Here is a 20,145-nt window from a genome sequence, read left to right as displayed (position 1 = left end):
GAAACGGCCGTGCGGAGGTACGCCGCCGTCCAGCCAGAGCTGGCAGTGAGCTCCCGCTCAGGTGTAGACGCGGGGCGCAGTGCCAGCGGGCGTAGCGTGCGAGTGCGGCGGAGCCCGGGTCCGTAAGTCCCCTCTTCTGCCGTCGCGGCCTCGTAGCCTCCCTCTTCGAGGACATCAGTCGGCCGGGCCCGTCTCAGACTCCCGGCCGGTCCGCTCGCACACGAATGCGGCCCCGGTACATCGTCACGGATGTGCCGGAGCCGAGGGCGGGCCCGGTCGTACTGCCCCAGAGCGCTCTGCGCACCGGTCCTGATCCGCGCACCCATGTCGGCGCGGACTGATCGTGATGTTGGTCCGACCCTCCGGAGCGCAGGGCGCGGATCCGTACGAACGGTCCGTCCAGCCCCAGCCTCGCGTCGGCTTAGGCCACCCGCCTCCGCCCGTCGCGGGCAAGCCCTCGCGGTGCGGTGGTCACGCTGGTGTGGTGCGGGCGCGACGTCTGGTGATCAGTGCCGACAGGCCCAGGCCGCCGCCCACGAGGGTGAGTAGCACGCCCAATGAGATCGCACCGGCTGCCACCAGAAGCCAGTCCGGTTTGGGGACGGCTCTGCCCCGGATGTCCGCCGTGTTGAACGTGCCGGGGCGGCCGTTGGGGAAGTCATGGCCATATGCGACAGCTCGGTTGTCGCCGAGGGCCACGACCCGACCCTCTGGGACCTGGACGTCGAAGGCCACGACCGATGGCTGGCTCCCGGCTGGCAGGTACGGTTCGGCGAGCGGGTTCCCATTGAGCATCAGCGTCCGGTCGCCTACCTGGTACGAGAGCCGGTCCCCGCCAACCGCCACAACCCGCCCTCCCACACCCACGGCGCCGGCCGGCTTGCCAGTGGAGAGTACGACGACATCACCGCGGTGGACCCGCTCAGCACCGCACGGCTCGTACCAGACCGCCGCGCCGCGAGGAGAGAACGGCGCCATGGAGTCGTCCCCCATGCGCAGGCCGTCGTACCCGCCCTGAGGCATCAGCCGGCCGATGGCCACCAGCGCGGCGAACGCCATCGCCACACCCAACACCACCAGCACGATTCCCCAAAATCCCCGTCTGTGCCCCGGCCTGTGCCCCATCAAGTCCCCCAAGATCGACGATGTGTTCGGGAAGGCTATGGGACCGGCTGGGTTGGGGCGGCAGTAACCAGGTGCGGCGCCTTCCGGGGGTCTGACGCTCCGGCAGGGGGCGGCACAGCGAACTGTGGCGCGGTCATGGCTGCAGTAAGGCGACGGTCGAACTGGCGGGCGGTGTGGTGCGCACTCGCCTACACCGACGTACCCCAGGAACCGTGTTCCGCCCCCGGCCCGCGCACAGGCCCTGGCTCCGCTCCCGGATTGTCCTGTTGTCCCTCGATTGCTGGAGTTTGGGCGGGCCTGCCACGGCATCGGGACCGTGGCCACGGTCAGGACACGCACGCACGATCGAATCGCGACACGCAAGCTCTCCTCCCCCTCGCAGGCCGACGCATCAGCGTCTTGTGGCCCACGATTCGTGACGGAGAGTGCTATAGGCCTCTTCGGCGTCTCCGGGCGCAGCCATCGCCGCCTTAGCGATCATCTCGCGGCCCAGATACGGATGGCCGCGAGGTCTGGTTCTGGGCCATCCCCATCCCGACTCTTTCAAGATCACTTCGTCGAGAGAGGCGCGGCCTGAACGGCTAGGGCTGGTGGCGTCGCCAAAGGCACGGACCAAGCGTCGCTGTGGGTGATCTGGAGCGAGCCGCGGTTTCATACCAGTCCAAGGCCGTGGTCAACACGGTTCCCGGGGCTCTGTGGTGATTCGGGCGCCGGCGTGACAGGCTCAAGGGGCAACCCAGCCTGGTCTGGTGGGAGACCCCGGGCTCCGGTGTGGTCACCGAAGGTGACTGGCGGGTGGTGCGGGTGGCCCCGCTCGGCTGTGCCCGGCCCCTGAGCCGGCGCTTGACGGCCTTGTCCGCCCCACATTTCGGGGAACCGGCCGTCATGGGCTTTGATCGCGAACGGCGGATCCAACCATGCGCTCCTTCGACGTGGGCGTCACGCGGCAAACCGGCCGGTTCGTCGTGTTCGTGACCGGTGAACTCGATATCAACACCTGCCCGCGCGTCACCGAGACCACCGACGCGCTCCCCCTGCAGGGCCAGACCCTTCTGGTAGACCTGTCGGCCGTGACGTTCATGGACTCCGCCGCCCTCAACATGCTCCTCAGGCTTCGCCACCGCGCCCACGCCGAAGGCGGGACCCTCAAACTGTGCGGCGCCTCCGACCAGACCCTGCAGGTCCTGGACGTCAGCGGCACGCGTTCCCTGTTCGCCCTCAGTCCCGGGCCCGCCCAGGAAACCTACTAAGGGTGCTACACAGCCCGCTTTCCCACGGAGCGGCCCGCTCAGCCGCCCCCGCCCCCGCCCCCGCCGCATCCGCTGCCGCCGCCGCAGCTGTAGCCCCCGGCGCCGCTGATACCGATGCCGGAAGGCCCACCCCGGCGGGGGCGCAGCCGGGGCGCGGGACGGGTGATCCGCTTGACGTGAAGTTCGAGCAAGACGGCCGGTCCCATGGCCTGTTCCAAGGTCGCGAGGAACTGTCGGGCATCGATGTCCGGTGGGAGTACGGCCCGGCAGACGTCGGAGTCGTCCCGGATCAGGCGCAGCGTGAGGACGCGGGTGGCGGGGAGGGGGTCCCCGGCGTACGGCTCCTCGATCTCCAGTTCCAGGCGCAGACGGTCCGGCTCCTCCGCCGGCCGCCACGGACCGCTCCCCAGGCCGCGCACCAGTCGCACGGCAGGAGGATCGCCGGCGGCGGAGAACCTGATCCGGTACACCCGGAAGCAGGCCGCGGCCAGTGCGCCCGCGAAGCCAGCCGCGACGGCAGCCGACACCATCCAGAGGGCCACCACTCCCACCATGGCCCAGCCGGCGCCGGAGAAGAGCATGATCACCGCCACCGGCAGGACGAGGGCGAGCCCGAGAGGGCCCGTACCGAGCGCGGTCAGCGCGGCGTTCCCCAGCGAGCGCGGCACGGTACGCCAGGAGCCGCCGCCCGCCCGCAGCACCACGTCCGTCGTCCCCGCCTCGCCCCGCTCCACCCCGCCGGGCGCCCCCGCGCAGCCTGCCGTCATTGCCTCACGATAGATCTGACACCAGGTCACTGACCAGATGCCGTACATAGGACACCGGAGGCAGCTGTGCGGCGACCGCCACCTCCCACGAAGCAGCGGTCACACTCGCATCACGGGCAAGATCAGTTTGAAGACGGACCCTAGGTGTCGGGGTAGGCAGCGACGGCAGGTGCGGGCCGGGGGTGCGGCCGCAACTGCGGCGGGCCGCCCGCGTGCTTGCCCAGCTCCGCCTTCGCCGCGCTGAGCCCGTACACGCCGAGCGGCGGGAACTGCAAGACGCGCGCTGGGTAGCCCCCCTCGGCGCAGTCCAGGCACGGCAGGTCACGAACGCCCTGCCCCACGCGGACGGCTTCGACGGGCTCACGCCAGCAGGCTTTACACGTCACCGCGTCAGTGATCGTGGGGTTGAACGCCTTTGAGATCACGCGTTCCTCACTCCGCTTCGGGAGCCGGCTGTTTTCGGTACGCCGCGGCGTCGGCATCCCGGTTCAGGCGCACTGGGGAACGGGGGCGAAGGGGTAGGGCAGCTGGTGCCTGGTCGGCTCCGTCACGGGCCTTCCCCCTCGATCAACGTCGTGGGTGAGGCGGTGAACTCACGGGCATCGACACCCCGGACGTAGGCGGTTTCGGCGTACCTCTGGCGGCCGTCGACAACCGCGAGGGGCTCTTCCAGGACGGCCATCAGCCGGCCTTCGCGCCCGGTTGCCGCGTCTCGGACCTGCTTGCCCTGCAATCGGTGCGGAACCTCGCCGAACGCGGATCTGCATCTCGTCATCGGTGGCTCTCCCTACCTTCGTCCGTGGGTGATGCTGCGAGTGTGACGAGGAACCCCGATTTGGCGCCACGAATGTGCACCAATGTTCACGGTGAGGCTCTATCCGGACGACCTGGAAGCGCACTCTTGGCCCACCAACCTGCGCGCACGACTGTGGTGTTCATCCGTGCACAACCAGAGCGAACGGAGGACACCATGGCGCTACGTTTCGTCGGCATCGACCCGGACAGCAGCGACGGCGAGGGCCCCACCGTGTGGGTTGACGAGGAACGCCAGGAACTCGTACTCCAGGGGGTGGAAGCCCAGCCACGACCGACCTGGAGGCGCAGTGCGCGGCCCTGGAACTGCCCGGGCACGGCGTCGGCATCCCGGAGGGAGAGGCCGTGATCCGGATCCCCGCGCGCATGGTGCACATGATCAGGGAGGCCTGCGATGCCCTTGACCGCACCTAGCTGGCCCGATCTCCTCGGCACCGCCGAACACTCGGTGGTCCACCTGGAGATGCGCGACGCCTACGCCGTGGACTACGAGACCGGCCCGTTCGCGGACTGGCGTGCTGGGCACCGTCACGACCCCGCAGACCGAGCCGCGTGGTGGCGTCCCTGGCTCGACCTCATCGCCACCACCGTCGCCCGCGGCGTGACCGTGCGCCGGGCCCGTATCGTCTCGGAGCCGGTCAGCGAGTACACGCGGTTCCTTTACGACGGCACGTTCACCAACGTGGCCGCCGGCGAGGACGTCCGATGGTTGCCGCGGCGGCTGGCCAGTGACATCGCGCTCCCCGGCAACGACTTCTGGCTCATCGACGGCCGCCTCATCCGCTGGAATCACTTCTCCGGTGAGGGCGCGTCTGCGGGCGGCGAGATGAGCGAGGATCCTGCCGCGGCGAAGCTGTGCGCGGACGCCTTCGAAGCAGTCTGGGCCCAGGCGATCCCGCACGCCAGTTTCGAGATCAGGTAGGCGAAGCCCAGATCATGACCGTTTCCCCGTCATCCGCGGCACAGGCCGCCCGCCGCAGCGTGGCTCACCGCCTGCGTGAACTGCGCGCGGAGGCGGGGCTCAGCGGCAGTGAGCTGGGCCTGGGCTGCGGCTGGACGCACTCGAAGTCCTCGCGCATCGAGAATGCATGGACCCTCGCGAGCCTCGGCATCATCCCCATGGCCACCCGGGAACGCGCACAGTGGCCCTGGAGACGTTCCACATGTACGACGACACCCTCGTGTCCGTCGAGCTGCAGCTTGGCCCTCGCCCGGCGCGCCACGGTCATGGCGTTGTGCATTGCTCGATGAAGGGGCCCGGGTTCTGTCAGAGCCCAAGGTCTATGAGACCGGCACTGACACCTACCGCTTCGCCATGACCCGGGCCGGCTGCGGAGACTTGGCTCAGACACCAGCCGCAAAGTAACCGGTCAGGAATCGAGAAGCCGCGGCCGCCGTGCGGCCCCTAGCGTGATGGTCATGGCAACCACCGCTTCCACCACAGCAAACACGTCCCTCACGTCCGTCACCCTTGAGGTGGGTGACCCGGAGGCTGCTCGCCGCTTCTACAGCGCCTTCGGCGTGGACGCGTACCTGCGACTGCGGGCATCCGAGGCGCACTCCACGGGCTTCCGCGGCTTCACCCTGGCGCTCACGGTGTCCAACCCGGCCACCGTCGACGGCTTCGTCGGCGCCGCCGTGGACGCCGGCGCCACGGTCCTGAAGCCCGCCGCGAAGTCGCTGTGGGGCTACAGCGGCGTCGTGCAGGCCCCCGACGGGACGATCTGGAAGATCGCGACCTCGGCGAAGAAGGACACCGGCCCCGCCACCCGCGAGATCGACGAGGTCGTTCTGCTGATCGGCGTCGAGGCCGTGAAGGCCACCAAGCAGTTCTACGCCGCCCGGGGCCTGACCGTGGCCAAGAGCGTCGGCAGCAAGTACGTCGAGTTCGCCTCCGGTCAGTCCAGCCCCGTCAAGCTGGCGCTGTACAAGCGCCGCGCCCTGGCCAAGGACCTCGGTGTTCCCGCCGACGGCACCGGCTCGCACCGCATCGTCCTCGGCGGCACCGCCGACGCTTTCACCGACCCGGACGGGTTTGCCTGGGAGGCTGCCACGTCGCTCACCTGCACGCAACGCTGACTTCCGGCCCCGCACTCCCGCCCAACGGCAGGCCCGATGTCGGGAATCGAGACGTCCGACGAGGCGAGAGCTACCCGCCGGTTACGTTGCGGATGGTGTCCGGGCCAGAACTCCGGGGCCGGGCCCGGGCCGCACACCGTCCTGCCAGCTGAACCGAGACGGACCAGCGCTCACTGAGCGCCTCTGCGGACCCCGAAGACACGGGCGACCCACTTGTCCATCCGGACCTCGAAGTCGGATGCTGAGGCGACGTCCGAGGCCGGGAGGCAGCCTGCGTCGTCGAGGCCGGCGATGAAGTCCACGTCGGCCCAGCCGCCCCGGAACAGTACGACCGACAGCTCGGCCCCTCCCGGACCCGAGATGGCCACGCCAACCGAGTCGGGGTCGAGGACCCGAGCCCTGTCGGTCTCCAGAGACTGGGGCCACGACGCCTCGGCATCCCTCCACGTCACCTGGCCCGCTTCGAGGCCGGCCGACCTCCACCCCGGCACCCTACTGGCCAAGACCGCAGCCACCTCATCGAGATCAACCATCCTGTTCATGACGGGATCATCACTCATGGTGAACCCTGCGGTCCTGAAATTTCGGCACCGGAACCGCGAGACAAGGGCACCAGCCCGTCCCTACTTCTCACCGACAGTTCCAGGGCTGCGACCTGCGGTCGTTCTCAGAACCCACCGACAACCGTTCTCGGCGGCCGGCTCACCCCGCCCGGCGTTGGACGACGTCCTTCACCGCTCCTTGCAGTGAGCGCAGCAGGTCCCGCTCGGCGGCTTCCACCCTGAACTCGACGTTCCACTGCCGGACGTCGTCGACCAGGCCCTCGATCGTCTCGGTCGGGACTGAGCGGTCACTGAACGACGTAGCTCTCGATGTGGTCGATCACCGCGGACACGGCGTGCCGGTACGGGGTGCTCGACCGGCGGACTTGTGCCAGCAGCATGCCGCCCTGGATGGCGGCCATCAGGGCGGTGGCCAGTGCGGCGACATCGGCGCGCTCGCTCAGCTCGCCGCGGGTCTGCATGCGGACGAGCCCCGACCTGATGGGGAGTTCCCACCGGTCGAAGGAGGCGGAGAGGTCGGTACGGGCCGAGGGGTCTCTCTCGGCGAGTTCGCTGGCGAGCGAACCGATCTCGCAGCCACCCACGCACCCCATGGCGTCCTGCCGGTCAGCCGCCGTGTCGCACCAGGCCCGCAGTGCGTCGATGCTGTCCAGCTTGTCCAGCAGCGGGCGCTGCTGGTCGAGCTTGGTGTCGGTCTGGAAGTTGACCACGGCGAGGACCAAGCCCCGCTTGTCGCCGAAGTAGTGGTAGATCTGCGAGGCGCTGACTCCGGCGGCTGCCTGGATGTCCGGGATGCTCGTGCCCCCGACACCGTGGTGGAACATCAACTCAGCGGCGGCCTCGATGATGCGGTCACGGGTCTTCCGGCCGGGTTTGGTGAGTCGGCGCCGTTCCGGCTCTTCGACGTCCGCTGGCGAGTTCATGCGTCCACCGTACCAAGAGTTGGAATTGCCATTCCAACTCTGAAGGGCGTAGGAACTGGAGCAGTGATTCCAATCTGCCGTGCTCCGGCAGCCTTCAGGACGGTGACCGCCATGTCTCTTGACCCTCAGATCGACGCCCTGCTCAAAGAGTTGGCCGAAGGCGGAGACCCCGCACCAGAGAGCCAGACGGTCGGGGAGAACCGCGCCCTCGCGAGCAGCCTCGCCACCCTCGCAGGTGACCCCGAGACGGTCAGCAGCGTTCACGACACCGTGGCCGCCGCTGAAGGCATCGAGGTCCCCGTCCGCGTCTACACCCCCGCCGGCGCCTCAAGCTCCGGGCAGTTGCCCGTGACGGTCTTCTTCCACGGCGGCGGGTGGGTCCTCGGGGACCTGGACAGCCAGGACCACATCGCCCGCACCATGGCCAACCGCTCCGGCACGATCGTGGTCTCCGTCGACTACCGACTCGCCCCGGAACACCGCTTCCCAGCCGCGATAGAAGACGCCTACGCCGCCCTCAGCTGGGTCGCGGCCAACGCCGACAGCTTCGGCGGCGACGGGCAGAACATCGCGGTGTTCGGCGAGAGCGCCGGCGGCAACCTCGCCGCCGCCCTCGCGCAGGAAGCCCGGCGCCGCGGGGGGCCGCGAATCGCCCTGCAGGTCCTGGCGTATCCAGCGGTCGACCGGTTCGACGACAGCCCCTCGATGCACGAGAACATGGCCGGACCTCTGCTGACCCGTGCCTGGCTCGAATGGTTCTGGGGCCTCTACCTCGCCACGCCCGACGAAGGGGCCGACCCGCGCGTCTCGCCGGCGCGCGCCGACGACCTGGCCGGCCTGCCGCCGGCCGTCATCGTCACCGCTGAGCACGATCCGCTGCGGGACCAGGGTGACCGGTACGCGCAAAGGCTCGCCGCGGCCGGCGTGCCGGTCCAGCACCTCCCGGTGAGGGGCGCCATCCACGCCTTCTTCTCGTTCACCGGGTCGGTGCAGCTCTCACGGGACGTCCTGAACCAGCTTGGAGAAGCCGTCGCCACGGCGTTCAACGACTGACGCCTCCCAGCCGTCACCGGGTCCCGCCGCGCATCCGCACGGCGGGGCCCGGGACCGGAGCCACCTGGCCGCGACAGGACCGCGCCGGGATGCGGACGGAGCGGGCCGAGCTCGGCGACTACGCAGCCGGCCTGCGTGGTGCGGAGACGGACAGCCGGTTCGGTGCGATGGGGTACCCCTCGATCCCACGCGCCGGGCCCGCCTTGGTCACGGCCAAGTCGGCTTGGCCCGGACGGGAGTTCTCGGCCTTCACGCCGACGCCCCGTGCCCCTCTCGCGGGCGTCTTGTCGTCCGGCCCGGCGGGCGGCGACGCCCGGCCGGACCGGGCCGCTGCCCCGCCCCGCCGTCGTTCGCGCAGCCGCCCACGGTGCCGAGCCCTGCGGCAGTGGCCGCTCCCGTCGCGAACCCGAGGAACCGCCGCCTCGGACCTAGGCTTCCGCCGGCCTGGCCGGGACGTACCGGTGCCCCCTGAGGCACCCCCGGGTGCCGCTCAGTACTCGCCGTCGAGGGACTTCGCGGACTCCGCCTTGAAGCACTTCGAGACGACCTTGAAGAGGATCATGGCGTTCCCGGTGGCGGACTTCTTGTTGCCGGTCACGTGCAGCGCGAACTGCTCGGCATCGTTCTCGGCGTAGATCTCCGGGTCCTGTGCCTGGCTGTTGGCCTTGCCGTCTTTGGTGATCTTCCAGCCGTTCCCGTTGAGCGCCTTACGCAGGTTGATGAGACCTGCCTCGACCTGCTCGTCGGTGATCTCGTAGACCGACCAGGGGTGGGACATGGAGAACAGGTCGTCGCCGTACTCGCGGCAGCGGGTGACGCTCGGACCGGGTTCGCTCACCTTGCCCTCGACGCCGGTCATCTCCAGGAGGCTGCTGGAGACCTGCTTGGTCTTCGTACGGGCCGGTTCGAGATCCATCCGCACCGGCGTGTAGTCGAGCTCCTTCACGGTGGAACACCCCACAGACGGTGGGGACAGCAGGCCGGTGAGAGCGACGGCGAGTGCGGTGCCTCTGATCGTCTTCGTGGTCCGGCGGATGCGGCGGCCGGTCGCCCTCGTGTCAGCCACGCTTGACTTGTCAAAACGGCCGCCGACCACTTCTGCCTGGTTCTCGATGCTCAAGGAGTGATCTCTCCAGTAGTCAGTGTGGCTGTCGGCGTCATTCGCCATGATATTGACTCCGAAATCCCCGTCCGAAGACATGTTCGACCCCCACACCGTGCCGAACGGCAGCACTTCCTCCCACCACTTGGTGGGGCCGCCCAACCCCGCGTCGAGGTCCTTGGCGGTCGCGCGTCGGCGGTCTGTCGGACCCGACGTCAGCTCCGGCTCAGCCGCCGCGCGATGGCCTCCAGCAGCTCATCCAGTGCCGCCTCGTGCATCCGCCCCCGAGGCCGGGCCAGCCCCACCCGGCTGGGTGAGACCCCGGAGACTGGACGGAACACCACGTCCGGATGGCAGTAGAAACGGGCCGCCGACGCCGGGGCCAGGGCCACGCAGCCGCCGGCCACCGCCCCGAGCCACTCGTCGGGACGGCTGGTGACCGCCCCCACCCGGACGGGGTGCCCGTCCCGCTCCTCCGTGGCCAGCCAGTGCTCCCTCCAGGCTCCGGTCTCGGCTCCGGCCGCGACGAACGGCTCGTCCAACAGCTCCCGGAACTCCACCGTCTCGCTGTTCGCGAGCGGATGCCGAGCCGGTAGCAGCACCCCACGCTCCTCAACGAACAACTCCCGCACCGTCAAACGCTCCTGCCCCGGAAACGGCAGACGCACCACTGCCGCATCCACCTCACCCCGGGCCAGGCCCGCGCTCGGGTCCGACCAGGCGCACTGCCGGAGTTCCACCCGCCACTCCGGCCGCGCCCGGCGGAACTCGGCGATGACCTCAGGTACGACCCCCACCGCGCCCGCGTCCAGAAAGCCCAGGCGCAACACCCGCGCCGCCCGCCCGGTTGCCCGCACCGCCTCGTCCCAGCCCTCCAGCAGTGCGGGCACCCGCGAGGCAAGCTCCCGACCAGCCTCGGTCAGCGTCATCCCCGACCGCGAACGCGTGAAGAGCCGCACCCCGAGACCATCCTCCAGGCGCCGGATCTGCTTGGTCAGCGCAGGCTGCGAGACGAACAGCCTCTCCGCCGCACCGGTCAGGCTGCCCTCCTCCGCCACCACAGCGAAGTACCGGAGCAGACGCGTATCCAGGTCCATGCCACCAGGTTATAGAAGCAGGTATTGGACGGTGACGACGTCCCCGCGGACCCTGAATGCATGACCGGCACCCAGCTCGCGCTCCTCGTCGTCACCCTGCTCACCGCAGCCCTCAACGTCGGTATCGCGACCGCCGACCTCACCGGGGCACGCTTCGTGGTGGCCAACTCAGCGGAGGTGGGCGTCCCCCGATCCTGGCTGCCCTGGCTGGCCGCCCTCAAGCTGGCCGGTGCGGCGGGCCTCCTCCTCAGCCTCTTCGACGCCGCACCGCGCTTCCTCGGCGCCGCCGCGGCCTGCGGTCTCGTCCTCCTCTACCTGGGCGCGCTCGCCTTCCATCTGCGCGCCCGCGTGCTCTACAACCTCGCGTTTCCCGGTTTCTACTTCGCCACCGCCGTCGCCTCGCTGGCATTGACCGTGTCTTCCTGATGGCGACACCACCCAATGTCCGAGAGAACACTCAGGGCTTCGTTCACGTTCAGCGGCAGCGTATGTCTGCCGGTTCGGGCGGCAGTTGGTGATCACAGGGCCTCGTCTCGATGATGGTTCTTCTCGTCGCGTTCTGCATCACCCTTGACGACGGACTCGGCCGCGCCGGTATCGAAGAGGGCTGAGATGCCCGCGGGGAGGTCCGCGCCTGGCACGGGCCTCCCCCGCGAACTCCGACAGCCACCCGACACATTTGTACGGCCGGCCGCAGGTGCGTCGGACGGCTCGGGACCTGGGCCGCGCTGTTCAGGCGATGCAGTCCAGGGGCTCGGGCGCGGCTGCCGTGGCCTGGCGCGGGAGGGCGGGTGAGTCCGGCCTTCTCGGCTCGACCCGCTAGCCGACGGTCGGCACCGCATTGCGCTGCGTCGTATTCCAGGCGTACGGGCCCGGGCCTACGCGGACCTCCCACGCCCGGGGCCCGGTCCGCCGAGCGAGGGAGCAACGCGGGGCTTCGTAGGAAGCCCGCCCAGCGCGGGCTAGGTAGGCGCGGCGCGGCACAAAGGCTGGGGGATTTCTCCCCAGCGCGCAGGGCCCGGCTCCCGGCGTTCGAAAACCGAGCTCTGGGGGTGTCCACGCGATTCCGCCCTCTACTCCCCCACCCTCGACGACTGGCCCTTCGCACCCAGCCAGCTGACCGGGCCGGCGGCCGGCCGGGACCGCGCCGCCGGGTGACGACCCGTCGGTCGGGGCGCGACCGACAGCTCGCAGGTCCCGCCCTCGCAGGAACGTCGCAGGCGGCCACGGGAGAGCGTCTGCAACAGTCCGATCGTCCAGCACATCGGGCAGCCCCGCAGCGCAAGCACGCCGATCGGCAACAACAGGGCCAGCGGTCCGAGGCTCGGAACCAGCGCGATCGAGGCGATCAGGCCACCGAACCCCACCGCACCGCGAGCGAGGTGGCGGGGCAGCGAGGAGCTGGAGAAGTCGGGCCCCGTTCCCCCGTCCTTCCCACTCATCAGCCCTCCAGTCCGGAGCCCACGGGGACCGTTGCGGACAGCAGGGAGCGGACCGTCGCCCGGGCCCGGTGCAGTCGTGACTTCATCGCCGCCGTACTGAGGCCCAGCGCGTCGGCCGTCATCCGGCCGCTGTACCCCTGGAGGTCCCGCATGACGAGCACACGCCGCTGGTCCTCGGGCAGCGCGGCGACGGCGGCGGCCACCCGCTCCGCCTCCAGCCGCCGCAACACCTCCTCCTCGGCAGACTCCACGGCGGTGGTGTCCCGCGGCGGAGGGGGATTGCGGAGCATCGTTCGCGCGCGCCGGAGACACTCGTTGCGGACGATGCGGAACATCCATGACGCCAAGGCGCCGGACGCCCGCAGCATCCCGATCTTCCGGTAGAGGATGATCAGCGCTTCCTGCGCCGCGTCCTCGGCGTCCTGCGGTGTGGCACAGAGAGAGTGCGCGAACCGCTGCACATTCGGGTACGAGCCGGCGACGAGCGCGGCGAGCGAGTCGATGTCACCGCGCTGCGCCGCCAAGACGAGCTGATCGCCGGGCCACCTCAGATCAGCCACGCCCGCGACCCCACTTCCGCAGTACGACGACCGTGCAGGCACAGAGCAAAACCGCCCCGACGGCGACCGCGATTCCAACGACCATGGCTTCTCCCCTTCCGCCCCGGCACTCTGCCGGACGGTCATAAGAGGCGCCAGCCGCCCGAAAGGATTCACGAACACGGGGTTTCGGACGACTGATACCGGCGCCAAGGTGCGTACCGGACATCCCTCACCAGCCTTCCCGGTTGGGGCAGATGAAGCAGTCGGGAAGCGGGAGGAGAGCCGCGCGCTGCACTGTGAAGAGTTACGGTCGCAGGTACGGGAAGCGAACTTCCCGGCTCACGAAGCGCTACCCGGTTCTGTCCGGCCTAGGTCCACGCACCGAGCTTCTCCGGGTTGCGGACCGCCCAGATGCGGCTGACCCGGCCGTCCGTGAGGTCGATCGCGGCCACGGTCACGGCGGCGCCCCCGTACAGGGCGACCAAGCCGGGGCGGCCGTTGACCGTCCGCTCCGCGAGCGTCAGCCCCGGCGCCTTGCCGGCGATGTGGATCAGGTACGCAGCGATGTCCTCGGCGCCTTCGACCGGGTGCAGGACGGTGCCGACCATGCCACCGCCGTCGGCCGTCATGATGGCCCCGGGGTCGAGGAGACCGACGAGGGCCTCGATGTCCTTGTTCTCCCACGCCTCTTTGAAGTTCCGCACCAGGCCCGCCTGTCCGGCGGGGCCTCCCGCCGGAGCCGCCGTGGCGCGCTCGGCTCGGATGCGCCGGCGGCCCGACGATGCCAACTGCCGGCACGCGGCGGGGCTCCGGCCGACGATCTCGGCGACCTCGGCGAAGGGGTAGCGGAAGACGTCGTGGAGGATGAACGCCACGCGCTCGGCAGGCGTCATGGACTCCAGGACGACGAGGAAGGCCATGCTCACCGACTCGTCCAGGGTGATCCGGTCGGCCGGGTCAGCCGAGTCGGCCGACCCGGTTCCGTCGTCGTCCGCCCGCCCGACGACCCGCTCCGAACGGTCAGGCAGCGGCTCGGGTATCCACGTACCGACGTAGCGCTCGCGCCGCGCCCGCGCCGAGCCGAGCACGTCCAGGCAGACACGGCTGGCCACCGTCGTCAGCCACGCGCCGGGCGACTCGATGGCCTCCTGCTGCTTGCGCGACATCGCGTACCAGCGGGAGTACGTCTCCTGCACGGCGTCCTCGGCATCGGCGAGCGAACCGAGCAGCCGGTAGGCGAGGTTGATCAGCTGGCGCCGCTCCCCCACGACCACGCTCAGCTCCGGACCGGACCGGACGCCCTCGTTCCCTGACTCGGACAGGCTGTTCATGATCGGGACCCCCTGGTCGTTCTCGCCCGCCGTCGCTCCCGCCCCCTCGACGAAACACGGCCGCGAACTGTGGGACGGCGCATGACCTCACATTTCGCCGGCCTGCGTCGTCGGACTGGCGAGACACTACTGATCCACCGCCACGAGGCGGAAGAGGGGACCCCATCATGGCCACGCAGACGACGGCAGCGCCCCGTACCACCACCTTCACGCAGGTCGCGATCGCCCTGCAGACCCTGACCCTCTTCGCCCAGGCGGTCAGTGCCGGACTGCTGCTGTCCACGTCCTACGGCGAGACGGTGCACGGTGTCGGAGCGCGCGTGATGTACGGCGCGACGATGCTGTACGTGCTCGCCGCGATCCTGGCGTGGCGGCGGGGCGGCGGCTCGCCCCGCCCGATCCTGTACGCGTCGGGATTCCTCGTCCTCGCCTCGGTGCAGGTGGTGCTGGGCATAGCGCACCAACCGGCCCTTCACGTCCCGCTGGGCGTGCTGATGTTCGGCCTCAGCGTGCTGGACCTGGGCCGTGTCCTGTTCACCGCCGTCATCGGCAGCGGCCGGCAGCAGCGCGCGGCGTGACGCCGGACTCCCGTGTGATCATGCCCGGACCTGGCCGGCCTCCGGCAGGCGGCCGAGGCCGGGCTTGCCCGGCTTGGCTGTGATGCCGTTCCCACGGCAGACCCGTAGGAGAACACCTCGCCGGGCCGGGGCTTGGTGAACCTTGCCGGGTGAACTGCCCGCCGTTGTCGGTGAGCAGCTCGGCCGGCACGCCGTGGACGCGCCCGCGCAGACGAACGCCGGTGCAGGTGCCTTACCAGGCCGGGCGCGGGTCCCGGAGTTCCTCCGGGGTGTGTTCGGGCAGCCACGTGTGCCCGACGTCCGTGCGGAACAGGGAACCTGGGCTCGGCGCGTACTCCTGGGTGGGCGGGGCCGGCTGGTGGAAGCGCTCGGTGCCCTGTAGCGGCAGCTCCACCAGCTTCCCCTCACGGAACATCCACAGCCCGAAGCAGTCGTCGTCCTCGTCGTGGAGCATGACCTGCACACACTCCGGCTGATTCCACGGCAGCGCCTCCAGGTCCTTCAGAATCCCGACGCGTTGCCTCTCCCGGAAGAACTCGATGTACCACCCGCCGACGAACCAGCCGGGGATCCGCTCGAACCGGCCGCGCCACGTGCGCGACTCGTCGTACCGCGTCAGCGGCTCCATCACGTCGTCCTCATACCGGGCCAGCACGAGGACCTGCGCCATTCTGCTCATGGCTGTATGTGACAGGGTCTGGCTCCCGCGGGCAAGCCGAATTCCCTGCGGTGTCCCCCGGAAGGCGCCGGGTCGCCCGAGCGGCCCGGCCGCCGGCCGCATCCCTTCACGCAGCCGTCGCCCGCCCCCGGGGCCGCCGCTGTCAAGGACGGCGGCCGGGCCGTAGGGCGCCGGGCGGACGGCAGGAGCCGGAGCGGCTGGTTCGGCGGGCGGGCTAGAGTGCCTGTCTTCGCGCGCGGGTTGCGCGACTCAGTGTTGCGCCTGCTTCAGCAGTCCCTTGACGGACACTTCCGAGTTGACGGAGACCCAGCTGAGGCCGTACCTGTGTGCCTCTTTCTCCACTTCGTTCTCGTCCAGGGCTTCATATATGCCGTAGATCGGCTCGCTGGTCTTCTTTTTCTTGAAGTTGAATGACGAGATGAAGACCTGCGGCTCCTCTTCCGGCGACCAGAAAGTCGCCACATACCGCGGCTTGCGGGTCACGTTGATCAGGTTGTTGTTGTAGCGCACTCTGCCGTGATATATGACGTGCTTACCGCAGACGTCGGGCTGGCAGTAGTACCTCCCTTCGGACTGAACCCAGGAGCGTCTGCTGCTGTAGAATTTGTCGTCAAGCTTCCCGCGGTCCTGCCTCAGGATGGCGAACTGAAGAACGGCGTCCAGCGTCTCATACCTGGTGCCCTTGGGGATGGTGACGACTTTCTCCATCGAGAATTCTTCGCCGGAGTCCAGTGTCGACCCAGGTCCTTGGAACTGCCCGGATGCGATATTCTCCAGCATTTCCTTGCTCTTGAAGGCCTCTGCCTGCGAACTCCCCGAGTCGCTCCCCTCACCGTTCCATTCCTTCATCCCCTCGCCTGACGCAGAGAACTCGGACACATGCCCCCAGACCGTGTAATCATCGACAACGATGTAGACCGGAATGCCTCCGTCGTTCTTCGCGTACAACTTGAGGGGGACGTGAACATAGGGAGAATCGGCATCCGTCCACGGTATACCGAATTCTGCTTTCAGGATGAAGTGATAGGGCGCGGCAATGGGCTTGTAGATACTCGAATATCCTAGGCTGATAGCCGTCATGAGCGCCGTGACGGTAACCCCTGCCGCGAACTTTCTGGGGTGCGGTATACCTCTCCACACCTTTTCGCGGATCAGGTTGCGCAGGGCCCACAGCGACCAGCACCACAAAGCGAGAAAAAGCAGGACAGCGGCTATGAGTTCGCGTTCCCGCAGCCACAGGAAGAGGAGAAGGGTGGTGGTGGCCAGCGTCATGAGCACACCGAGGAGGACCAGCGCTCCGGACAACCTCACCTGCCGACGGCCCCAGTAGTCAACGACCGCGGGCAACGCGGCGCCCTGAACCGCGCCTGCCAGCAGGAACAGAACACCGACCAGACGTTGTGCGAAGGTCAGCGCTCCGATGGCGTCCGCCCATCCGATACCGACGTGCAGAGCCATCGAGCCGAGCAGCCCCGCCAGCATGAGGGCGATGACCACACGACGTCTCCAGCCTCTGTCGTCGGGCCAGACGCTGCTGTCGCCGCCGCGCCAGTAGACGCGCGAGCGGTCGTCGAGGTCCATGTCCTCGGGGTAGCCGAGGCGGCCGAGTACCTTGCGCAACTCACGGAGGGACCAGGCGCTGCCCACCACCTTGCCGTGGATGGTGATCCTGCGCAGACCGCGCCGGTCAGGCGGCTCGACGACCACCCATGCCCGTATGCCCATGGCACCACCCTCGGCGTCCCGCCCACCGTCTGCACGCCGTGCTGCTGCGTTCGACTGATCTCCGGGAGGTGGCGGAAACCGCGAGGAGAGGCACGGGCGTCGGCCGGGCCGCTGAGGGGCCCGGCCCTTCAGCAGATCAGCGGTCGGCGGGGCTCGGCTTTGCCGAGCCAGAGCCCGCCCTTCGGGCAGGGGGGTCCTGCGCTTCGCTCCGGACTGTTCGGGCCGAGGAACGGCTTTCGGACGAGCGGCGTCATGAGGACGAAGAAGGAATGGCTCACGAGGCGGCCGCCGCCCATCATGATCCAGAACGCCGTGTTCGCGACGGATCGCGGTTACTAGAGAGTGCCGGCAGTGAACCCGCCTGAGGCGATGAGCACGCCGAGGAGCAAGAGCCCCCACCGCAGCCGTGGGCGAATCGCATACGTCCGACTCAGACCAACCCTCGGACACCGGAAAAACCTGCCGTGCAGAGCACAACGCCAGCTGTCAGGGCTTCAGGCCGGTGATAATGGCTTCGCTGCGCTCCCCCATGGGTAACTCCGGCTTCGCCCCCAGTCCTACGGCACGCTGACGCGGGCCAAGCCGGCCAGAGACGATGGTGGCCGGGTGGACATGCGTGCCGGGCAGTGACGGTACATCGATCACCCGCACCACCCGGCACTAGGGTTCAGCGTCGCCTGGAGACCCGGCTGGCCCCGATACCTGCAACGTGCAAGGCCAGGACCATCAGGCCGAGCAGCGTCACGTTCGTGGAGGAGAACACATCGTTAGTCCCGATCTCCGCCGCGTTGATCAAGAACGCGATGAAGAAGAGTACCGCGGCACCTATACCAAGCATGGACAAGCTCCTCTCGAAGGATGCTGCCCGTATGCCCCCGCAACACCGTCGCAAGCCCGCAGAAAGACTGGCCGCGGCCACCCCCTCGGCGGCCAGGCCAGAAAGGGCAGCCGCCGGCAGTCGGGCGTCGGTGTCACGTGGAACAACAACCTGCACCAGACGGCACGACCTGCCGGGGTGAGCGTGCACGGTACCGGGGTGTAGCCGTGGCCGGCGTCCTCCTGGCGGACGGGCAACGGGGCGAACCAAGTATTCGTGTGCCCGTCGGCGCTGTTCCGCCAGCAGATTTCGGCGACCGAGCTGACATCGGCCTGCGGAGCCGGAGGATCCCAGTGCACGTTGGGGCACCACAGGAGCTGAAACACGTCCTTGCCCTCGGGCCACCAGCCACCCGGTGCGTCCCGGTGCACCTGCACCACCGCCAGCATCGCCGACGCTGGGATCCCGGAAGTGGACTCCCGGTCCGGGACGCCGCAGTGCGGCCAAGGCTCATCTGCCGACCAAATCAGCGATCCACCCGCCGATCCCCAGGGCGCCAATGGCGGCCGCAGCGATCGGGGTGCTACCTGGTTCGGGTTGGGCAGGAGCCGCCCGGCTCGGAGCAGAGGCTCCGGACTGCTCGACTTCTGCCATGAGTAGCCGCAGGGTCAGCGAGTACTTTTCCGGCGGGAGGGCGTCCAGCGCGGGCCGGGGTGGTGCCGGCGGCGGTGTCGCCGGAGCGGGTGAGCATCAGCCCACGGCACGTCTCCAGGCGGGGCCCGAACCGCGGCAGGGCCGCGGGCAGCTCCGCGCGGGCTGCGTCCTGCGCGGCAACGGCCGTGGGTGACGAAGCCAACCTGCACAGCCCGAGGTCACAAGCGTGACGACTGCCCAGTCGTACTGACCGCCGACAGGACGGCTGTTGCACAACGGACTCGGCTGGAGTTCGGACTGGTTGGGACGCTGCACCGCGGTCAGGCGGCGGCGGGGGTGTAGTCGGGTAGGCGGACCGGTTCGGTGCGGGTGTTCTCGGGGGCGTTCGCGGCCAGCATGTCGAGGAACTCCTGGGTGGGCGCGGGCAGGAAGAACCGCTCGGCGCCCTCGCGGCCCAGCACCTGGTGTTCGGCCACGTAAGGCCGCATCTGCTCCTCGTACACCGCGAAGGCCGCCTTGTGGTCGCCGCCGCGGGCAGCGAGCTCCCCGGCCAGCAGGTACGCGCCGATCAGCGCCTGCGAGGTGCCCCGGCCGGAGGTGGGGCCGGCGCAGTAGCCCGCATCGCCGAGGAGGACGACGCGGCCGGCGGACCAGGTGTCCATCTCGACCTGGGCGTTGGAGTCGAAGAAGAACTCCTGCGCGGCGTCCATCTCCTCCAGCAGGCGCGGCACCTCCCAGCCCTCGCCCGCGAACCGCTCGGCGACGATCCGCTTCTGCGCCGCCGTGTCGCGCCGGTCGTTCTCCAGGTGCTCGGCTGCGAAGTGGAAGGCCGCCCGGGCCTCGGTGTTCGCGCGGGCCGTGAAGATGTTGGCGGCCTTGCCGGGGGCGGTGTACAGACGGCCGGTGTTCTCCAGGCCCAGGTAGTTGCCGAGGTTGAAGATCGCCGTGTAGATGCCGAGGTGGCGGACGAACTCCTCCTCCGGGCCGAAGGCGAGCGCGCGGGTCTTGGAGTGGAGGCCGTCGGCGCCGACCACCAGGTCGAAGCGGCGGGGTGCTGCGTGCTCGAAGGTGACGAGCACGCCGTCCGCGTCCTGCTGGAGGTGGGTGATGGAGTCGCCGAAGACGTACTCGACGTCCTCGCGGGTGGCCTCGTACAGCATCCGGGTCAGGTCGCCCTTGAGGACTTCCAGGTCCCCGGCGAACACCGCGGCCGGCAGGGTGGCGTACTGGCGGCCGTCGGCATCCACCAGGGCCGCATCGCCCATCTCGGTGTCCAGCGCGCGGATTTCCTCCAGCAGGCCCATGCGGTCGAGGACGTCCAGGGCTTCACCGCGGAAGTCGACCGCGTAGCCGCCGTCGCGCAGCTGCGGTGCCCGCTCGACGATGGTGGGGGTGAAGCCGTGGCGGTGCAGCCAGTACGCGAGGGCGGGGCCCGCGACGCTGCCGCCGGAGATCAGCACGGTCTGGTTCTTGGTCTGGTTCTTGGTCTGGGTCTTGGTCTGGGTCTTGTTCTCGTTCATTTTCCCTGCCTCTCTCGGGGTGATGTGTACAACGTACAGACGGGAAATGCCCGATGGAACAGGCGAGTTGAGCAAACCGAGCTAG

At 69.3% G+C, this 20,145-nt stretch carries 21 protein-coding genes and 2 pseudogenes; 8 read left to right on the top strand and 15 right to left on the bottom strand.

Annotated elements, in window-relative coordinates; all coding sequences use genetic code 11:
• Positions 1 to 471: 471 nt before the first annotated feature.
• A complete protein-coding gene (gene lepB, locus IE248_RS30650) occupies positions 472 to 1,083 on the bottom strand; it encodes a signal peptidase I (protein ID WP_159032180.1) in 612 nt (203 codons plus the stop codon).
• A 959-nt stretch (positions 1,084 to 2,042) separates the two neighbouring features.
• Between lepB and IE248_RS30645 the strand changes: the two genes are divergently transcribed.
• Positions 2,043 to 2,375 (top strand): STAS domain-containing protein, encoded by a 333-nt coding sequence (locus IE248_RS30645; RefSeq protein WP_100584012.1) that lies wholly within the window; start codon positions 2,043 to 2,045, stop codon positions 2,373 to 2,375.
• A 38-nt stretch (positions 2,376 to 2,413) separates the two neighbouring features.
• On the opposite strand, the gene IE248_RS30640 is transcribed toward IE248_RS30645, so the two are convergent.
• The 3 genes from IE248_RS30640 to IE248_RS30635 form a co-directional block, all read right to left on the bottom strand.
• The gene (locus tag IE248_RS30640) at positions 2,414 to 3,142 is read right to left on the bottom strand and encodes a hypothetical protein (protein WP_190032311.1); all 729 of its coding nucleotides are present in this window, start codon (positions 3,140 to 3,142) and stop codon (positions 2,414 to 2,416) included.
• Between the two features lie 140 nt (positions 3,143 to 3,282).
• The gene (locus IE248_RS38300) at positions 3,283 to 3,417 is read right to left on the bottom strand and encodes a hypothetical protein (protein WP_268254110.1); all 135 of its coding nucleotides are present in this window, start codon (positions 3,415 to 3,417) and stop codon (positions 3,283 to 3,285) included.
• Between the two features lie 272 nt (positions 3,418 to 3,689).
• Positions 3,690 to 3,917 carry a hypothetical protein gene (locus tag IE248_RS30635; protein ID WP_190032310.1) on the bottom strand — a complete coding sequence of 76 codons (228 nt, stop codon included), beginning with the start codon at positions 3,915 to 3,917 and terminating at the stop codon, positions 3,690 to 3,692.
• 195 nt (positions 3,918 to 4,112) lie between these two features.
• On the opposite strand from IE248_RS30635, the pseudogene IE248_RS37765 reads away from it, so the two are divergent.
• The 4 genes and pseudogenes from IE248_RS37765 (at position 4,113) to IE248_RS30625 (ending at position 6,034) form a co-directional block, all read left to right on the top strand.
• Positions 4,113 to 4,369: pseudogene (locus IE248_RS37765) on the top strand (hypothetical protein).
• Positions 4,350 to 4,877 (top strand): DUF6879 family protein, encoded by a 528-nt coding sequence (locus tag IE248_RS30630; RefSeq protein ID WP_190032309.1) that lies wholly within the window; start codon positions 4,350 to 4,352, stop codon positions 4,875 to 4,877. The pseudogene IE248_RS37765 and the gene IE248_RS30630 overlap by 20 nt, the downstream one beginning before the upstream one ends.
• Positions 4,878 to 4,891: 14 nt before the next feature.
• A pseudogene (locus IE248_RS37760) lies at positions 4,892 to 5,050 on the top strand (helix-turn-helix domain-containing protein); the annotation flags it as partial.
• Positions 5,051 to 5,368: 318 nt separating this feature from the next.
• On the top strand, positions 5,369 to 6,034 hold the full coding sequence (locus IE248_RS30625; RefSeq protein WP_373301665.1) for a VOC family protein: 666 nt from the start codon (positions 5,369 to 5,371) through the stop codon (positions 6,032 to 6,034).
• Between the two features lie 170 nt (positions 6,035 to 6,204).
• Here the strand turns inward: IE248_RS30625 and IE248_RS30620 are convergent, their stop codons facing one another.
• Positions 6,205 to 6,576, bottom strand: a complete 372-nt coding sequence (locus tag IE248_RS30620; RefSeq protein WP_229895629.1) for a hypothetical protein — start codon at positions 6,574 to 6,576, stop codon at positions 6,205 to 6,207.
• Positions 6,577 to 6,884: 308 nt separating this feature from the next.
• Positions 6,885 to 7,520 carry a TetR/AcrR family transcriptional regulator gene (locus IE248_RS30615; protein ID WP_190032307.1) on the bottom strand — a complete coding sequence of 212 codons (636 nt, stop codon included), beginning with the start codon at positions 7,518 to 7,520 and terminating at the stop codon, positions 6,885 to 6,887.
• 111 nt (positions 7,521 to 7,631) lie between these two features.
• Here IE248_RS30615 and lipP1 point away from each other — a divergent pair, with 111 nt between their 5' ends.
• A complete protein-coding gene (gene lipP1 / locus IE248_RS30610) occupies positions 7,632 to 8,573 on the top strand; it encodes a LipP1 family hormone-sensitive lipase (RefSeq protein ID WP_190032306.1) in 942 nt (313 codons plus the stop codon).
• A 490-nt stretch (positions 8,574 to 9,063) separates the two neighbouring features.
• Here the strand turns inward: lipP1 and IE248_RS30605 are convergent, their stop codons facing one another.
• Together IE248_RS30605 and IE248_RS30600 are read right to left on the bottom strand one after the other, a co-directional pair.
• On the bottom strand, positions 9,064 to 9,639 hold the full coding sequence (locus IE248_RS30605; RefSeq protein WP_190032305.1) for a hypothetical protein: 576 nt from the start codon (positions 9,637 to 9,639) through the stop codon (positions 9,064 to 9,066).
• Positions 9,640 to 9,890: 251 nt separating this feature from the next.
• A complete protein-coding gene (locus IE248_RS30600) occupies positions 9,891 to 10,772 on the bottom strand; it encodes a LysR family transcriptional regulator (RefSeq protein WP_190032304.1) in 882 nt (293 codons plus the stop codon).
• Positions 10,773 to 10,832: 60 nt separating this feature from the next.
• On the opposite strand from IE248_RS30600, the gene IE248_RS30595 reads away from it, so the two are divergent.
• On the top strand, positions 10,833 to 11,198 hold the full coding sequence (locus IE248_RS30595) for a DoxX family protein (RefSeq protein WP_190032303.1): 366 nt from the start codon (positions 10,833 to 10,835) through the stop codon (positions 11,196 to 11,198).
• A gap of 647 nt (positions 11,199 to 11,845) precedes the next feature.
• On the opposite strand, the gene IE248_RS30590 is transcribed toward IE248_RS30595, so the two are convergent.
• From IE248_RS30590 to sigJ, 3 genes are all read right to left on the bottom strand, one after another.
• Entirely contained in the window at positions 11,846 to 12,214 is a 369-nt protein-coding gene (locus tag IE248_RS30590) for a hypothetical protein (RefSeq protein ID WP_190032302.1), read from the bottom strand.
• Entirely contained in the window at positions 12,214 to 12,774 is a 561-nt protein-coding gene (locus IE248_RS30585) for an RNA polymerase sigma factor (protein WP_190032301.1), read from the bottom strand. Before IE248_RS30585 ends, IE248_RS30590 begins: the two co-directional genes overlap by 1 nt.
• 350 nt (positions 12,775 to 13,124) lie before the next feature.
• Complete coding sequence (sigJ, locus tag IE248_RS30580; protein ID WP_190032300.1) at positions 13,125 to 14,087, bottom strand: RNA polymerase sigma factor SigJ; 963 nt, start codon at positions 14,085 to 14,087, stop codon at positions 13,125 to 13,127.
• A gap of 167 nt (positions 14,088 to 14,254) precedes the next feature.
• On the opposite strand from sigJ, the gene IE248_RS30575 reads away from it, so the two are divergent.
• The gene (locus IE248_RS30575) at positions 14,255 to 14,665 is read left to right on the top strand and encodes a hypothetical protein (RefSeq protein ID WP_190032299.1); all 411 of its coding nucleotides are present in this window, start codon (positions 14,255 to 14,257) and stop codon (positions 14,663 to 14,665) included.
• A gap of 232 nt (positions 14,666 to 14,897) precedes the next feature.
• Here IE248_RS30575 and IE248_RS30570 read toward each other — a convergent pair whose 3' ends face one another.
• From IE248_RS30570 to IE248_RS30555, 4 genes are all read right to left on the bottom strand, one after another.
• A complete protein-coding gene (locus IE248_RS30570) occupies positions 14,898 to 15,344 on the bottom strand; it encodes a hypothetical protein (protein ID WP_100583966.1) in 447 nt (148 codons plus the stop codon).
• 249 nt (positions 15,345 to 15,593) lie between these two features.
• A complete protein-coding gene (locus IE248_RS30565; protein ID WP_190032298.1) occupies positions 15,594 to 17,069 on the bottom strand; it encodes a hypothetical protein in 1,476 nt (491 codons plus the stop codon).
• 667 nt (positions 17,070 to 17,736) lie between these two features.
• Entirely contained in the window at positions 17,737 to 17,907 is a 171-nt protein-coding gene (locus tag IE248_RS30560) for a hypothetical protein (RefSeq protein ID WP_086025356.1), read from the bottom strand.
• 953 nt (positions 17,908 to 18,860) lie between these two features.
• Positions 18,861 to 20,060, bottom strand: coding sequence for an FAD-dependent monooxygenase (locus IE248_RS30555; RefSeq protein WP_190032297.1), 1,200 nt, complete (start codon positions 20,058 to 20,060; stop codon positions 18,861 to 18,863).
• Between the last annotated feature and the right edge of the window lie 85 nt (positions 20,061 to 20,145).

Source organism: Streptomyces goshikiensis, assembly GCF_014650555.1.
Classification (GTDB): domain Bacteria; phylum Actinomycetota; class Actinomycetes; order Streptomycetales; family Streptomycetaceae; genus Streptomyces; species Streptomyces goshikiensis.
Note: the sequence above shows the minus strand (reverse complement) of the source record. Positions and strands in the feature narration are given on the sequence as shown.

What these genes read in the sequence shown, in the direction of transcription:
- IE248_RS30570 (WP_100583966.1), bottom strand. Translation starts at nt 15,344, where the DNA reads ATGAGCAGAATGGCGCAGGTCCTCGTGCTGGCCCGGTATGAGGACGAC.
- IE248_RS30555 (WP_190032297.1), bottom strand. Translation starts at nt 20,060, where the DNA reads ATGAACGAGAACAAGACCCAGACCAAGACCCAGACCAAGAACCAGACC.
- IE248_RS30575 (WP_190032299.1), top strand. Translation starts at nt 14,255, where the DNA reads ATGGCCACGCAGACGACGGCAGCGCCCCGTACCACCACCTTCACGCAG.
- IE248_RS30620 (WP_229895629.1), bottom strand. Translation starts at nt 6,576, where the DNA reads ATGAACAGGATGGTTGATCTCGATGAGGTGGCTGCGGTCTTGGCCAGT.
- IE248_RS30595 (WP_190032303.1), top strand. Translation starts at nt 10,833, where the DNA reads ATGACCGGCACCCAGCTCGCGCTCCTCGTCGTCACCCTGCTCACCGCA.
- IE248_RS30600 (WP_190032304.1), bottom strand. Translation starts at nt 10,772, where the DNA reads ATGGACCTGGATACGCGTCTGCTCCGGTACTTCGCTGTGGTGGCGGAG.
- IE248_RS30645 (WP_100584012.1), top strand. Translation starts at nt 2,043, where the DNA reads ATGCGCTCCTTCGACGTGGGCGTCACGCGGCAAACCGGCCGGTTCGTC.
- lipP1 (WP_190032306.1), top strand. Translation starts at nt 7,632, where the DNA reads ATGTCTCTTGACCCTCAGATCGACGCCCTGCTCAAAGAGTTGGCCGAA.
- IE248_RS30630 (WP_190032309.1), top strand. Translation starts at nt 4,350, where the DNA reads ATGCCCTTGACCGCACCTAGCTGGCCCGATCTCCTCGGCACCGCCGAA.
- IE248_RS30560 (WP_086025356.1), bottom strand. Translation starts at nt 17,907, where the DNA reads ATGCTTGGTATAGGTGCCGCGGTACTCTTCTTCATCGCGTTCTTGATC.
- IE248_RS30625 (WP_373301665.1), top strand. Translation starts at nt 5,369, where the DNA reads ATGGTCATGGCAACCACCGCTTCCACCACAGCAAACACGTCCCTCACG.
- IE248_RS30640 (WP_190032311.1), bottom strand. Translation starts at nt 3,142, where the DNA reads ATGACGGCAGGCTGCGCGGGGGCGCCCGGCGGGGTGGAGCGGGGCGAG.
- IE248_RS30565 (WP_190032298.1), bottom strand. Translation starts at nt 17,069, where the DNA reads ATGGGCATACGGGCATGGGTGGTCGTCGAGCCGCCTGACCGGCGCGGT.
- IE248_RS30615 (WP_190032307.1), bottom strand. Translation starts at nt 7,520, where the DNA reads ATGAACTCGCCAGCGGACGTCGAAGAGCCGGAACGGCGCCGACTCACC.
- IE248_RS30590 (WP_190032302.1), bottom strand. Translation starts at nt 12,214, where the DNA reads ATGAGTGGGAAGGACGGGGGAACGGGGCCCGACTTCTCCAGCTCCTCG.
- IE248_RS30635 (WP_190032310.1), bottom strand. Translation starts at nt 3,917, where the DNA reads ATGACGAGATGCAGATCCGCGTTCGGCGAGGTTCCGCACCGATTGCAG.
- sigJ (WP_190032300.1), bottom strand. Translation starts at nt 14,087, where the DNA reads ATGAACAGCCTGTCCGAGTCAGGGAACGAGGGCGTCCGGTCCGGTCCG.